Source organism: Bengtsoniella intestinalis, assembly GCF_039719005.1.
In the GTDB taxonomy this organism is placed as follows: Bacteria; Bacillota; Clostridia; order Oscillospirales; family Oscillospiraceae; genus Oscillibacter; species Oscillibacter intestinalis.
Map to the genome: position 1 here is coordinate 367,490 of NZ_CP133584.1, position 13,927 is coordinate 381,416.

Annotated in this window: 14 protein-coding genes; 9 read left to right on the forward strand and 5 right to left on the reverse strand. The window is 48.3% G+C overall.

Going from position 1 to position 13,927, the window contains the following annotated elements; genetic code table 11:
• Nucleotides 1-17: 17 nt before the first annotated feature.
• From RFF05_RS01895 to RFF05_RS01905, 3 genes are all read left to right on the forward strand, one after another.
• Complete coding sequence (locus RFF05_RS01895) at nt 18-752, forward strand: N-acetylmuramoyl-L-alanine amidase (protein WP_409968744.1); 735 nt, start codon at nt 18-20, stop codon at nt 750-752.
• Nucleotides 749-2,122, forward strand: a complete 1,374-nt coding sequence (gene radA / locus RFF05_RS01900; protein ID WP_409968745.1) for a DNA repair protein RadA — start codon at nt 749-751, stop codon at nt 2,120-2,122. Before RFF05_RS01895 ends, radA begins: the two co-directional genes overlap by 4 nt.
• 353 nt (nt 2,123-2,475) lie before the next feature.
• Nucleotides 2,476-3,495 (forward strand): tyrosine recombinase XerC, encoded by a 1,020-nt coding sequence (locus RFF05_RS01905; RefSeq protein WP_409968746.1) that lies wholly within the window; start codon nt 2,476-2,478, stop codon nt 3,493-3,495.
• Nucleotides 3,496-3,514: 19 nt separating this feature from the next.
• Here RFF05_RS01905 and RFF05_RS01910 read toward each other — a convergent pair whose 3' ends face one another.
• From RFF05_RS01910 to RFF05_RS01925, 4 genes are all read right to left on the reverse strand, one after another.
• Nucleotides 3,515-3,991, reverse strand: coding sequence for an amidase domain-containing protein (locus RFF05_RS01910; protein ID WP_409970062.1), 477 nt, complete (start codon nt 3,989-3,991; stop codon nt 3,515-3,517).
• Between the two features lie 78 nt (nt 3,992-4,069).
• Nucleotides 4,070-4,240 carry a DUF6774 domain-containing protein gene (locus RFF05_RS01915; protein ID WP_409968747.1) on the reverse strand — a complete coding sequence of 57 codons (171 nt, stop codon included), beginning with the start codon at nt 4,238-4,240 and terminating at the stop codon, nt 4,070-4,072.
• Between the two features lie 45 nt (nt 4,241-4,285).
• The gene (locus tag RFF05_RS01920; protein WP_409968748.1) at nt 4,286-4,927 is read right to left on the reverse strand and encodes a peptidylprolyl isomerase; all 642 of its coding nucleotides are present in this window, start codon (nt 4,925-4,927) and stop codon (nt 4,286-4,288) included.
• Nucleotides 4,928-4,953: 26 nt separating this feature from the next.
• On the reverse strand, nt 4,954-6,201 hold the full coding sequence (locus RFF05_RS01925) for a DUF819 domain-containing protein (RefSeq protein ID WP_409968749.1): 1,248 nt from the start codon (nt 6,199-6,201) through the stop codon (nt 4,954-4,956).
• A gap of 248 nt (nt 6,202-6,449) precedes the next feature.
• Here RFF05_RS01925 and ylxM point away from each other — a divergent pair, with 248 nt between their 5' ends.
• The 4 genes from ylxM to RFF05_RS01945 all read left to right on the forward strand — a co-directional run bounded on the left by ylxM (nt 6,450) and on the right by RFF05_RS01945 (nt 8,747).
• On the forward strand, nt 6,450-6,815 hold the full coding sequence (gene ylxM, locus RFF05_RS01930; RefSeq protein WP_409968750.1) for a YlxM family DNA-binding protein: 366 nt from the start codon (nt 6,450-6,452) through the stop codon (nt 6,813-6,815).
• Nucleotides 6,816-6,818: 3 nt separating this feature from the next.
• The gene (ffh, locus tag RFF05_RS01935) at nt 6,819-8,189 is read left to right on the forward strand and encodes a signal recognition particle protein (protein WP_409968751.1); all 1,371 of its coding nucleotides are present in this window, start codon (nt 6,819-6,821) and stop codon (nt 8,187-8,189) included.
• A 72-nt stretch (nt 8,190-8,261) separates the two neighbouring features.
• Entirely contained in the window at nt 8,262-8,501 is a 240-nt protein-coding gene (gene rpsP / locus RFF05_RS01940) for a 30S ribosomal protein S16 (protein WP_409968752.1), read from the forward strand.
• Nucleotides 8,502-8,516: 15 nt separating this feature from the next.
• Entirely contained in the window at nt 8,517-8,747 is a 231-nt protein-coding gene (locus tag RFF05_RS01945; RefSeq protein WP_409968753.1) for a KH domain-containing protein, read from the forward strand.
• Nucleotides 8,748-8,796: 49 nt separating this feature from the next.
• On the opposite strand, the gene RFF05_RS01950 is transcribed toward RFF05_RS01945, so the two are convergent.
• Nucleotides 8,797-9,243 (reverse strand): hypothetical protein, encoded by a 447-nt coding sequence (locus RFF05_RS01950; RefSeq protein WP_409968754.1) that lies wholly within the window; start codon nt 9,241-9,243, stop codon nt 8,797-8,799.
• Between the two features lie 322 nt (nt 9,244-9,565).
• Here RFF05_RS01950 and ssnA point away from each other — a divergent pair, with 322 nt between their 5' ends.
• Together ssnA and ygfK are read left to right on the forward strand one after the other, a co-directional pair.
• Entirely contained in the window at nt 9,566-10,909 is a 1,344-nt protein-coding gene (ssnA, locus tag RFF05_RS01955) for a putative aminohydrolase SsnA (protein WP_409968755.1), read from the forward strand.
• Between the two features lie 18 nt (nt 10,910-10,927).
• On the forward strand, nt 10,928-13,879 hold the full coding sequence (ygfK, locus tag RFF05_RS01960; RefSeq protein ID WP_409968756.1) for a putative selenate reductase subunit YgfK: 2,952 nt from the start codon (nt 10,928-10,930) through the stop codon (nt 13,877-13,879).
• Nucleotides 13,880-13,927 lie beyond the last annotated feature (48 nt).

Genomic DNA, 13,927 nt, shown 5'->3' on the forward strand with positions numbered 1-13,927 from the left:
GTGAGGTGATGAGATTTATGTGGATTGTGATTGGAAAATGGCGACTTCTAGGTAGCATTTGGCTCATAACGGGTATGTTTGTGGCGGTGATTTCCATCACCTTTGTGGGTAATGAGCAGTATATCGCCACGTTTGCCATTGATACTGTAGGCGCACCCATGGTCATTGTAGATGCAGGCCACGGTGGGGAAGACGGCGGCGCAGTGTCTGACGATGGGGTCATCGAAAGCCAGTTAAACCTTGCCATTGCCACCAAACTATATCAGACGCTACAGCTGATAGGCATTCCCAGCCTGATGACACGGGAGACAGATATCTCCTTACACGACGGAGATGCCCAAACCATTCGAGAGAAAAAAGTGTCAGATTTGGAAAATCGTGTGGCGCTGATTAACACCTATCCTCAGTCCGTTGTGCTGAGCGTTCACCAAAACAGTTTACCCACTTCGCCTGTTACCCATGGGGCCCAGTGTTTTTATAACCACGTGGCAGTGGCTAAGCCTTTGGCGGCGGCGGTACAATACATCTTAAACGAAACCGTCAACATCGGCAATGAGAAAAATGATAAATCCATCGGAACTGGGATTTATTTAATGGATAACGCCACTGTACCCGTGGTAATTATCGAGTGTGGTTTCCTCACCAACAGCGACGAAACTGCCTTACTCCAAACCCAACAACACCAGATGACTTTGGCTTTATCCATTACCGTCGGGTATGGACAAAGCCTAGAAATAGAGGACATAACATGAAGCAAAAGCAACTATTTTACTGCACCGATTGTGGCAATGAAACCCCAAAATGGGCAGGGAAGTGCGCCGCCTGTGGCGCATGGAACACCATTGTAGAACAGCCCAAGCAAAAGGTTTCCACCAAGCAGGGGAGGGTTAGTGCCGCCGTGGTGCTAACCAAGCCAGCACGCCCCATCACGGAGCTTGAAACCAACGACGAAATCCGTTTTGACACAGGTATGGGGGAGCTAGACCGTGTGCTAGGTGGTGGTGCAGTGAAAGGGTCATTGGTGCTGGTAGGCGGTGCGCCAGGGATAGGGAAGTCCACTTTAATGTTGCAAATTTGCGCTAAACTCTGCGAATTTTCTAAGGTTCTCTATGTATCTGGTGAAGAATCTGAGCATCAATTGAAACTTCGCGCCCAGCGTTTAAATGCCCAATCCTCTCAATTATATGTATTGAGTGAAACCAATCTAGGCAACGCTTTGGCGGCGGTGGAGCAAGAACAGCCCGATATTTTAATCGTGGACTCGGTGCAAACCTTGTACAATCCTGACGTAGACTCGCCAGCTGGATCTGTGTCACAAGTGAAAGCTTGCACCATGACGCTGATGCAGTTGGCCAAAGAGCAAGGGGTGACTGTGTTTGTCATCGGTCACATCAACAAAGAAGGTTCCATCGCTGGACCCAAGGTACTAGAGCATATGGTGGACTGCGTGCTGTATTTTGAAGGCGACCAACACTCAGCCCATCGGATTTTACGGGCTGTGAAAAACCGTTTTGGTGCCACCAATGAAATCGGTGTCTTTGAAATGCGGAACGAAGGCTTGGTGGAAGTGGAAAATCCATCGAAAATGCTACTCTCAGGCCGCCCAGAAGATGCGCCTGGCACTTGCGTCACCTGCGTGATGGAAGGGGCACGGCCTGTGCTTGCTGAAATCCAAGCCTTGGTGGTCACCACCAGTTATCCATCGCCACGACGCACCAGTAATGGCTTTGATTATAACCGCTCCGCCATGTTGTTGGCGGTGCTAGAAAAGCGCGGAGGCTTGAAAGTGTCGGCCTGCGATGCCTACTTAAACATCATCGGTGGTCTGTCTTTGGACGAACCAGGGGCAGACTTGGCGGCTGTGATCGCCTTAGCGTCCAGCTACGTGGACAAGCCTGTCTCTAGCCAACTAGTGGCCATCGGCGAAGTGGGGCTGACAGGGGAACTGCGCAACGTGAATCATTTGGAGCACCGCATCAGCGAAGCCCATCGATTGGGCTTTACCCAATGTATCGTGCCGTATCACGGCATGGATGGTTTGGGCAAATGGTCTGGACTACAGATTATTGGTGCCAAAACCGTCAACGATGCCATCGCCAAAGCCTTGGGCGCAAAGCGATAAAACCATTTGAATGTTTATTATCGTAGGGGCGACCTGTGGTCGCCCGTGTACGGCGATGCAACCACCAAAACAACGCCCAACAAACAGGGAACACCCAAACGCAAAATCCATCCAAAACGAAAGGAGCTTTTTCAGATACACAGTACATTGAACAAAATAAAAATTTTGTTCAATGTGGGGGAGGGGTAAATGAGGTAATAGGTAAAAAGTAATAGTGAAAAGCTGTTTTGCGCTGAATACCTCTCTTTGCGCCATCAATGCCCAAATCGGACGACCACAGGTCGTCCCTACAATAATTTGTCAATCTAAATGCGATGACAAATCAATTTCTGTGTATCTGTTACTATATAACTATGATTGATTATAACCAACAATCGCCACAGGTTCTGCGCGAATTTTTATCGTACCACGAAACCATCAAAGCCCATTCACGGAAAACCGTTGACGAATACTTTTTAGATTTGCGAAATTTCTTTCGCTATATCAAACAACTCCGCAATCCAAATCTAGCCAATCTGGCTTTGGATGAAATTGATATTATGGATGTAGATTTGACGCTGTTAGGCTCTGTGACGCTGGCTGACATTTATAGCTACATGACGTATTTGAGCCGTGATCGTGTAATTCATCACAATTCCAGCCGCTCTGACACAGGCTTGAATGCAGCTACCAGAGCCCGTAAAATTGCCACCATACGGTCGTTTTATAATTATCTCACCAATAAAACCCATCAACTTCGTGAAAATCCTGTCAAAGATATCGACTCGCCAAAAACCTTGAAAACCTTGCCAAAATATTTGACCTTAGACCAAAGTGTAGATTTGTTGGAAACGGTAGATGCCAGCTCCAATCGGAAAAATCCTGAGCGTGATTACTGCATTTTAACTCTGTTTTTGAACTGTGGATTACGGATTTCCGAGTTAGTCTCCCTTAATCTCCACGATATGCAGGGTGAAACCCTTCGTATTCACGGTAAAGGCGGAAAAACACGGATTTTATTCTTAAATGATGCCTGTCAAGACGCCATCAAAGCCTATTTGACTGTACGTCGCGACGTCAAAGGCAAAGACGAATTTGCTCTATTTTTATCGGCGCAAAATAAGCGCATTAGCCGCTCTGGTGTTCACGCCGTGGTAAAAACTCGCATCGGTGACGCTGGTCTAGATGCCAGCCAATACTCTTCCCATAAACTGCGCCACACAGCGGCTACGCTGATGCTTCAAAATGGTGTTGATGTCCGTGCCGTGCAAGAAGTTCTCGGTCACGAACACCTAAACACCACTGAAATTTACACCCATATCGACAATGATGCCCTGCGAACTGCTGCAAAGGCAAACCCCTTGTCACGTGTTAAGAATAAAGAGAAAAAATGAAATAAATAAAATTTTCCGCTTATGGAAACACCACGCCAGTGATATGCAAACAGCGGAGTTGTTGGTACTCATAAGAAGACAACGGACGGTAATCTGCATCGTAACTATGGGCGGCCACCCAGATGGTTTCTGGACGAATGTTTACCCCGACGGCCACAACCACAGGGGTGTGCTGGTATCGTTCGCCACTAAAAGATAGTTGCAAAATATCACCAGGTCGGACTTGTTTCAAATCCACCTCCTCCCCTACTGGCCCTTGCGCGATGGGGTCTCGGGTGAGAAATTGGTGGAGATATTCCACCCCTGTCCACGCTGGTGCTTTTTGGTTAGAGTCAATGTAATACCAGCCAAAATCTTTGGTGTAATTCATGACACCCGTGCCAGCAAACAGGCATTGGGAGGCAAAATTAGTACAATCGCCCCCCAATTTTTCGTAATCATAAAAAGCTGGATTCCGCCCATAGGCCCATTTGTGGGCATAGCGCACGGCCGCCATGCGATTATATGTTTCAACAAAACGCAAAAAAACCACGCTCCTTTCCAATTCAGTATATGAATCGGAAAGGAGCGTGGTTCATTTGCAGATACTGCGTTGGACAGCGATGGTGGCTAAGGTGTCCCCAATTTGTTCAAAAACAGCGGCGGCCAAATCCAATTCGCCATCGTCCAGTTGCTCTGCGATGGCCACTGCAAGGGTGTTCACCGCTGTGGTCAGCGCCAAAGGATCACAAGTAAAATTCGTCATTACATCACCCCTACAGCCTATGCTGCCAAGGCAAACAATAGACGCTCAGTTCACAACAATCGATGCAATAACCACATCTTCTAAGGGTTTATCACTGCTGTTGGTTTCCATGGCGGCAATAGCATCCACCACCTCCAAGCCTGAGGTAACCTTACCAAATGCAGCATAATCGCCATCTAAATAGGGGTAATCAGCGTGCATAATGAAAAATTGAGACGATGCGCTATCATAGGCACTGCTCCGTGCCATAGAGATGACCCCACGGCTGTGGGACAGGTCATTGGCAAAGCCATTGGCAATAAATTCACCTGTGATTTTGGTGTCAGAACCGCCTGTGCCGTTGCCCAGAGGGTCGCCACCTTGAATCATAAAGCCTGCGATCACACGGTGGAAAATCAGGCCATCGTAAAAACCGCTTTCCGCCAAGGACACAAAATTTTCTACCGTTGCAGGTGCTAGATTGCCATAGAGCTCCAGCTCAATGGTGCCCAACTCCGCAATGGTCATGGTGACGGTATGGGTTACTTCATAGGCGTCGGTCACGTCAGGTTCTGGGGTTTCAACACCTTCCACACTTTCAACAACGGGTGCTTCTTCCACTTCCTCGGTGACGGTTTCGCTAGCGCAACCAGCCAGCAAGGTGACAGCCAAGAAGGCAGACAATAGCAAAGATAGTGATTTTTTCATAACAATTCTCCTTATTCAATACCAGTTTATCCTGCGCCCAATAAAGCGCCTACAATCATGCCACAATAGGTGCCCAGCACATAGCCAAAGGTGCCGATGAGCATGACCGGCGCCACCAGCTTTGTCCATCCTTGGGAAATGGCCATGCCAGCAGCAGTGGTGGGACCGCCGATGTTGGCGTTGGAAGCCAAAATAATGTCTTCCAAATCAAAACCCAACAGCTTGCCTCCCACAAAACAAAACACCATATTAAAGGCCACAATCAGCCCTGTGAACACCAGTAACAAGGGCACTTCGGTTAAAATCATTACAATAGACGCTGGCACACCAATGACAAACAAGAACAAGTAAATCAAAAAAGTACCGATTTCTTGTGCACCGTTGAGTTTCTCCACTTTATCGTGTGCAAATGTGGCCACCAACATACCCAACGTGGTCATCCATACATATTGACTGCCAAAAAAGCCGTTGAGCATATAGCCGATGCCATAGGTGCCTTCCTCCACAGGGATACAAGCGCTGATGCCAGAACCGATGAGGCGAGACAACCACACTATAGTGGCTGCATAGGCAAAATTAAAGGCAATGTCTTTTAAGGAAATTTCCTTACGACTCCAAAATGATGCAGCTAGTGTTTGGTTGTCAGCTTCATTGACTTCCACTTGGTCAATGTGGGGATGGGCAAAGTGACTACGGAAAAAATTCATGCCAGCAAAGGCAATCAAAGCAAAGAAATACAGTGCCATCAGCAAATTATCTGCCACAATGGCGGCACCTGTCATATCTCCCACATCAAATTCAGAGGCCAGCGCCGCCAAATTAATACTGCCCCCGATGTAAGTGCCTGTCATCATGGCGGCAATGCCCTCTAACTCTGGAACGTATTTATGGAGCAGGCTGTAGGCCACAAAGGTGCCCACTACGGTCCCCACTGCTCCAATGACAAAGAGGATGAGCATCCGCCCTGTTTCCTTCCAAATCCGCTTAATGTTGCACTGTAGCAACAATAAAGGAATCCCAAAAGGCACGGCAAATCCCCAAATAATATCATCATAGAGGACACAACTGGTGGGAATGATGGATAGATTTGACAATAGTAATGCTAAAATTAAGGCAATCATCACGCCAGAAATTTTAGATGCCCATCGATAGGTCTGCTCTAAATAAATGGCCAAGGCCACCGACACACACATAACTGCTAAAAGCGCCCATGTGTCATCCGCAAGGAAAAGCGTTTCCCTGCCCAACACAGCTTGCAATAGTCCACTTAACATTCTATATCCTTCTTTACTTTTTAATACACACAATCGACCATAGGCCATGTATCAGTATACACGGAATTGGTCTAAGATACAAGAATTATCATAGAATTTGTGTGTTTTGCAAACTATACAAATAGATGTTGTGGTTTTTCTGAAAATTTTATGATTTTCACCCCATTTTCCCCTTGACAAACAGTGGGTTTTCCTGTAAACTAATCACTGTTGTAAAGGAAGTACACTTTACACAAGAGGAGGAGACTATGAAAAACCAGACCTATCGCATGACTATGTTGTTTGATTTTTACGGCGAACTGCTAACCACTCGTCAAAAAGAACTCTTTGACCTCTATTATAATGAAGACTTGTCCTTGACTGAAATTGCAGAGCACGCTGACATCTCCCGTCAAGGGGTACGCGATGTGATTGTGCGGGCTGAAACCGCCATGCAAGACATCGAAGACAAAACGGGCCTCATTCGTCGTTTTGAGCAAATGCGTCCCCACTTGGATGCCATCGAGGAAGCCAGTGTAAAGCTGACGCACATCAACGACCGTCAATACTTAAACCCTGAAGTAGCACAGCTGTGCAACACCATCGGCGCTGAAGTCGCCGCCTTAAAGGAATAATACATGGCATTTGAAGGATTGAGCGAAAAGCTCTCACTGACATTTAAAAAACTCCGCGGTCAAGGACGGCTCTCTGAAGAACACGTGCGCACCGCCATGCGTGAAGTGCGTTTGGCTCTTCTAGAAGCTGACGTGAGCTATAAAGTTGTCAAAGACTTTATCTCTACTGTCACTGAGCAATGTGTTGGCACCGATGTGCTTGACAGTTTAACCCCTGCCCAACAGGTGATTAAAATTGTCAACCAAGAGCTGACCAATTTGATGGGCGGCACCAACGCTAAGTTGGCCACTGCCCCCCACCCACCGACCGTTGTGATGATGGTGGGTTTGCAAGGCGCTGGTAAAACCACCAACGGCGCAAAGCTGGCTGGATACCTACGTAAAACCATGCAAAAGCGTCCTCTGCTGGTGGCCTGTGATATTTATCGCCCTGCCGCCATCGAACAGTTAAAAGTAGTGGGTGGACAACTGGACATCCCTGTTTTTGAAATGGGTCAAGGTGACCCTGTGAAAACCGCCCAAGCCGCCATTACCCATGCAAAAGATCATGGCAACGACTTGGTGATTTTGGATACCGCTGGTCGTTTGCACATCGACGAAACCTTGATGGACGAGCTCAAGCGGATGAAATCCACTGTGAAACCCCATGAAATCCTGCTGGTGGTAGACGCCATGACTGGCCAAGATGCGGTCAATGCCGCTGGTGCTTTTGATGAAGCCTTGGGCATTGATGGTGTGGTGCTGACCAAGCTTGACGGTGACGCCCGTGGCGGTGCTGCTCTTTCCATCCGTGCGTCCACTGGAAAACCTGTGAAATTTGCAGGCACTGGCGAAAAGCTGGATATGATTGAGCCCTTCCACCCAGAGCGTATGGCCTCTCGGATTTTGGGCATGGGCGATATGCTCTCCCTCATCGAAAAAGCAGAAGAAGCCTTTGATGAGAAAAATGCCGCCAAGTTGGAAGAAAAAATAAAGAAAAATGCCTTCACCTTAGAAGATTATCTAGACCAACTGAACCAAGTGAAGAAAATGGGCGGTCTGGGGCAACTGGCTGGTATGCTCCCCGGTAAAATGGGTCAGCAAATGCAAGGTGCTGAAATTGATGAAAAGGCATTGGCTCACACTGAAGCCATCATTCTTTCCATGACCCCCAAGGAACGGCAAAATCCCCAAATTTTGCAGGCCAGTCGCAAGCGCCGTATTGCGGCAGGCTGTGGCTTACAAGTGTCTGAAATCAACAAACTGCTCAAGCAATTTGACATGATTCAACAAATGACCAAGCAAATGGGCAAAATGGGCAAAGGCGGTCGGATGCCATCGTTTGGTGGCGGCGGTCGTGGTGCTACAAACTTTGGTGGCAAGCGCCGCCGATAAACTCAAATATAAGTGCTCCCGCATTTATACTATATATTATATTTTTTATTTATTATTTGGAGGAAATTTACTATGGTTAAGATTCGTTTGCGCCGCATGGGCGCTAAGAAGGCTCCCTTCTATCGTGTCGTGGTGGCTGACTCTCGCTCTCCCCGTGATGGCCGTTGCATCGAAGAAATCGGCACTTACAACCCCTGTGTGAACCCTGCTGAAATCACCATTGATGCAGAACGTGCACAAGCATGGATCAAGTCTGGCGCACAACCCACCGATACTGTCCGTGCTCTGCTGAAAAAAGTAGACCTGGCCTAATCTGGAGGACAGCGCATGAAAGACTTGCTGCTCTACATCGCCAGAAACCTTGTGGAAGATCCTTCTGCTGTCTCTGTCACAGAAGTACAAGGCAGTGAGGAACTGACGTTGGAGCTGCGTGTCGCACCTGACGACATGGGTAAAATTATCGGCCGTCAGGGTCGCATTGCAAAAGAGATTCGCACCGTGGTGCGTTCTTATGCGCAGCGAACTGGTATCAAGGTTTACGTGGATATCGTAGATTGATTAAAAAAAAGACCTTGCAAGCATTGCTTGCAAGGTCTTTTTTTAGGAATTAGGCTTGTTCAGGGGCTGGTTCTTCTTCGGCTACAGGTTCTTCTTGGGCTTTTTCTTCAGCGGCTACTTCTTCTTTGGTGACGGTTTCTTCTTCAGTGACTACCTCTTCTTCGGCTACTTCTTCCTTGGTTTCAGCTGCGGCATAGGCTTGGGTGGCCAAGTCCACGGTGTCTTCCATTTTCATGCCAATGAGCATTTGATTCTTAATTACATCACGGAGCATACGCTTGGCAGAGTTGTTCACATTCATGATGTCTTCCAAACTGGCGGCACCGTCGGCAGTTTCCAGTGTACCCAGTGCAAATTGAATCTTTTCAGCCTCGGCATTGACGATATGGGCCAGAGACAATTCTTCCATACCGATGGAAGATAAAATCAAGTTGATGGTATCGTCACGATTGATGCTAATGGTTGGGTTTAAATTGGGGATATTGGGCATAGACATAAGCAAATTCTCCATTTCGCTTCATTGAGTAGTGAACCCAAGTTCACTCACTGCAATATATGTATGCAGAGGTTGTACGGTGCCTGTCTGTCAAATTTTTTGTGATATTTGCAAATTATTTTCTAGTTTTCTCTTGCAATTTCCATCCAAATCGTGTAAAATAACTACAACAAACAAAGAGAGTCGGCTGTAAGGAAGTGCTATGCGCACGGGCTAACACCGATTACCTTTTTGCGCAATTGGTGTTTTGAACCAGAGACGGTTCAAAGCACTTTTTTTATTATGTCATACCAATTTTCAGATATATGAAGGAGGATTTTCTATGATTTTAATTGCAAAGGGCAAGCTCATCACCCGTGATGCCAATGGGGTTGGCTACTATGAAAACGGTGGCGTGGTCACCAATGGTGGCAAAATTGTTGCCGTTGGCACCACCCAAGATTTGCAAGCCCAATATCCAGATGCTCAATTTGTGGATGCCAAAGGTGGGGTCATCATGCCAGGGCTCATCAATGCCCACACCCATATCTATTCCGCGTTGGCTCGCGGTTTGGCCATCGAAGGCAACAATCCTTCCAATTTCCTAGAAGTTCTAGAAGGCACTTGGTGGGCCATCGACCGCAATCTGGATATGCAAGCCACCAAAGCTTCCGCCACAGCCTTGGTGCTCGATTGCATCAAGCAAGGTGTCACCACCATTTTTGACCATCACGCCTCCTTCTGTGAAATCCCCGGTTCCCTATTCACCATTGCCGACGTCACCAAAAAATACGGCATCCGTGCCAATCTATGTTACGAAGTGTCTGACCGTGACGGCGCTGAAAAATGTAAGCAAGCCATTCAAGAAAATGCCGACTTCATCTCCCACTGCGAAAAAGATGACACCGATATGCTCAAGGCCATGTTTGGTGGTCATGCCCTGTTCACCATCTCCGACAATACCTTTGAAGAAATGGTGCAAGCCAACGACAGTCGCGTGGGTTACCACATCCATGTGGCAGAAGGCATGAACGATGTATATGACAGCTTGCAACACTACGGTCGCCGTCCTGTGCAACGTCTGCAAGACCATGGGATTTTGGGTGAAAAAACCATTCTTGGTCACTGCATCCATGTCAACACCGCTGAAATGGACATCATCCGTGCCACCAACACCATGTGCGTCAACAATCCAGAATCCAACATGGGTAACGCCGTTGGGTGTTCCCCTGTTTTGCAATTGATGAGCAAAGGTATTCTGGTTGGCTTAGGCACCGACGCTTATACCAATGATATGCTGGAATCCATCAAAGTAGCGCTGACCATCCAACGTCACAACGCTTGCCTGCCCAATGTGGGCTGGTGTGAAGTCACCGATATGCTCTTCCACAACAATGCTAAGATGGCAAACCGTTCCTTTGAAACAGAATTGGGCGTGCTGAAAGCTGGTGCCGCCGCTGACGTCATCGTCATGGATTACAAGCCATACACCCCCTTCTCCGATGAAAATATCGACGGTCATATGCTCTTTGGCATGACGGGTCGCCAATGCCAAACCACTATGGTCAACGGTAAAATCTTGATGCAAGACCGTGTATTGGTGGGCATCGATGAAGAAGCCGTCAATGCCCAAGTGCTGGAAGCCTCTAAGAACTTGTGGGGCAAACTGAACAATCGCACATATTAAATTAGGAGGAACATTACCATGTCTGAACTGATGATGCCCATTCCCTTTCGGGAACTGATGGGTCATATGACCAGCGAATACCAAACCCAAGGCACCTGCTTTGGCATCCACCGTCCCTTTGTTGCTGGTGTGAAAAAACTGCCTATTTTTGGTGAAACCATTGAAACGCCCTTCGGCCCTGCCGCTGGCCCTAACACCCAGTTGGCGCAAAATATCATCGCCAGCTACTTTACTGGCGCACGGTTTTTTGAACTGAAAACCGTGCAAAAAATGGATGGTGCAGATTTGGCAGCCTGCATCAATCGTCCATGTATCGTGGCAGAGGACGAGTGCTACAACTGCGAATGGTCCACCGAATTGTATGTGACCCAAGCCTTTGAGGAATACGTCAAGGGTTGGTGTGCCTGCAAGATGATGGCCAAGGTGTATGGCCTTGGTGATCCCAACGGCTTTGTGTTTAACATGAGCGTTGGCTATGACCTAGAAGGCATCAAAGGTGAGAAAATCGATACCTTCTTAAACGGTATGATAGACGCCAGTGAAACCCCCATCTTCCAAGAATGTATTGCCGTCTTGAAGGATATGTTCCCCCAAGAATCTGCCTTCATTGACACCATCACTCCCAAGGTTTCTGGGTCTGTCACTGTGTCCACTTTGCATGGTTGTCCTCCCGATGAAATTGAACGCATTGCCTCTTACCTGTTAAGCGAAAAAGGTTTACACACCTTTGTTAAGTGCAATCCCACCATCTTGGGCTATGAAACTGCTCGCTCCGTGCTAGACGGTATGGGCTATGATTACATCGCCTTTGACGACCATCACTTCAACGAAGATTTACAATGGTGCGATGCGGTTCCCATGTTCCATCGTCTGCAAGCCTTGGCTGATAGTAACGCTTTGGAATTTGGCTTGAAGCTGTCTAACACCTTCCCTGTAGACGTGAAGGCTGGCGAACTGCCCAGCGAAGAAATGTACATGGCTGGCAAGTCTCTCTACCCCTTGACCACAACCATGGCCGCACGTTTTGCCCGTGAATTTGAGGGCAAACTGCGACTGTCCTATGCTGGCGGTGCTGATTTCTTCAACATTGACAAGATTTTCGCCTGCAACATCTGGCCCATTACCATGGCGACCACCGAATTGAAACCCGGTGGGTACCAACGGTTCAGCCAAATCGGCGACAAGTTGGACACCATGGAATTTAAGCCCTTCACTGGTGTCCATGTGACCGCCATCGAAGCCCTATGTCTGGCTGCTCGCACCGATGAATACCATGTCAAAGACATCAAACCCCTTTCCAACCGCAAGCTGACAAGTAAAGTACCTTTACTGGATTGCTACACCGCTCCTTGCAAGGGCGGCTGTCCCATCGGGCAAGATATTCCCGAATATATCGAGCTATGTCGCAAGGGTTTGTATGTGGAAGCCTTGGAAGTCATCGCTGAAAAGAACCCACTCCCCTTCATCACCGGTACCATCTGCGCCCACCACTGCATGGATAAATGTACCCGTAATTTCTACGACAATAGCGTGCAAATTCGTGAGACCAAACTGGTGGCTGCAGAGCGTGGCTTTGATGGCTACATGGTAAACCTTGTGCAACCAAAATCCATATCTGATGGTCGCAAAGTTGCCGTCATCGGCGGTGGCCCCACCGGTATGGCCGCCAGCTATTTTGTGGCACGCGCTGGTATTCCTGTCACCTTATTTGAACAAGAAGCCACTTTGGGCGGTATTGTCCGTCACGTCATTCCTGACTTCCGCATTGGTGCTGAGGCCATCGAAAAAGACGTATCCGCTCTTAAAAAGCTGGGCGTTGACATTCGCACCAACACCGTGGCACCTGCCATTACAGACTTGAAAGCCCAAGGCTACAGCCACATTTTCATGGCTGTTGGTGCTTGGAAGGCTGGCAAGTTGGATATCGCTGGCAACGTCCTTCCTGTTATCCAATGGCTGAAAGGCTTGAAACAAGGCATCAACCCAGAACTGGGTCATGTAGCCGTGGTTGGCGGTGGCAACACCGCCATGGATGCTGCTCGCGTAGCATTGCGGTTCGGTGCAAAATCCTCCACTTTGGTTTATCGTCGCACCAAAAAGTACATGCCTGCTGACGTGGAAGAACTGGAATTGGCCATCGCTGATGGCGTGCAATTCTTGGAATTGGTCTCCCCTGTTGCCCAAGAAAACGGGCAATTGCTGTGCAAGAAAATGGCGTTGGGCGAAGTGGATGCCTCTGGTCGACGCTCTGTGGTGGAAACCGATGAAATCGTATCCATCCCCTGCGATACCGTGATTTCTGCTGTGGGCGAAAAGGTGGACGACGCTGTGTTCACTGCCAATGGTATTGCTATGGACAAACGTGGTCGTGCTGAATTTAAATGCAACGTGGACGGTGTGTACGCTGGTGGCGACGCCATGCGTGGCCCTGCCACCGTGGTGGAAGGCATTGCCGATGCCACATGGTTTGCCGCTGCCGTCATCGGTAGCATGTATGAAACCAAAATCCCAGCCGCTGCGGTCACTTCTAAAGAAGACATCTTCTCCAAAAAAGGTGTGCTGGCTTCCTCCGCAAAATGCGAAGGTGACCGCTGCTTGGCTTGTAACGTGGTGTGTCAAAACTGCGTGGATGTGTGTCCCAACCGTGCCAACGTGGCCATCGAATTGCCTGACGGACGCACCCAAATCCTCCATGTTGACCGTATGTGCAACGAATGTGGCAACTGCGCCATTTTCTGCCCCTACGCCTCTAGTCCTTATCGTGACAAGTTCACTTTGTTCATGACCATGGACGGCTTTGAAGAAAGCACGAACAACCAAGGCTTCTTGCCATTGGATGGCAACAAAGTGTTGGTTCGCTTAGACGGCAAAGTCTTTGAAGCTGACCTCCGTGGCAACAACGACTTGCCCAAAGACATCGAAGTGTTTATTCTCACTGTGATGAACCGCTACGGATACCTGCTGGGTTAATCTAAAAAACAAAGTCAAAACAGCCCATGACCGATTTGGTCGTGGGCT

What these genes read in the sequence shown, in the direction of transcription:
- RFF05_RS01895 (WP_409968744.1), top strand. Translation starts at nt 18, where the DNA reads ATGTGGATTGTGATTGGAAAATGGCGACTTCTAGGTAGCATTTGGCTC.
- radA (WP_409968745.1), top strand. Translation starts at nt 749, where the DNA reads ATGAAGCAAAAGCAACTATTTTACTGCACCGATTGTGGCAATGAAACC.
- RFF05_RS01905 (WP_409968746.1), top strand. Translation starts at nt 2,476, where the DNA reads ATGATTGATTATAACCAACAATCGCCACAGGTTCTGCGCGAATTTTTA.
- RFF05_RS01910 (WP_409970062.1), bottom strand. Translation starts at nt 3,991, where the DNA reads ATGGCGGCCGTGCGCTATGCCCACAAATGGGCCTATGGGCGGAATCCA.
- RFF05_RS01915 (WP_409968747.1), bottom strand. Translation starts at nt 4,240, where the DNA reads ATGACGAATTTTACTTGTGATCCTTTGGCGCTGACCACAGCGGTGAAC.
- RFF05_RS01920 (WP_409968748.1), bottom strand. Translation starts at nt 4,927, where the DNA reads ATGAAAAAATCACTATCTTTGCTATTGTCTGCCTTCTTGGCTGTCACC.
- RFF05_RS01925 (WP_409968749.1), bottom strand. Translation starts at nt 6,201, where the DNA reads ATGTTAAGTGGACTATTGCAAGCTGTGTTGGGCAGGGAAACGCTTTTC.
- ylxM (WP_409968750.1), top strand. Translation starts at nt 6,450, where the DNA reads ATGAAAAACCAGACCTATCGCATGACTATGTTGTTTGATTTTTACGGC.
- ffh (WP_409968751.1), top strand. Translation starts at nt 6,819, where the DNA reads ATGGCATTTGAAGGATTGAGCGAAAAGCTCTCACTGACATTTAAAAAA.
- rpsP (WP_409968752.1), top strand. Translation starts at nt 8,262, where the DNA reads ATGGTTAAGATTCGTTTGCGCCGCATGGGCGCTAAGAAGGCTCCCTTC.
- RFF05_RS01945 (WP_409968753.1), top strand. Translation starts at nt 8,517, where the DNA reads ATGAAAGACTTGCTGCTCTACATCGCCAGAAACCTTGTGGAAGATCCT.
- RFF05_RS01950 (WP_409968754.1), bottom strand. Translation starts at nt 9,243, where the DNA reads ATGTCTATGCCCAATATCCCCAATTTAAACCCAACCATTAGCATCAAT.
- ssnA (WP_409968755.1), top strand. Translation starts at nt 9,566, where the DNA reads ATGATTTTAATTGCAAAGGGCAAGCTCATCACCCGTGATGCCAATGGG.
- ygfK (WP_409968756.1), top strand. Translation starts at nt 10,928, where the DNA reads ATGTCTGAACTGATGATGCCCATTCCCTTTCGGGAACTGATGGGTCAT.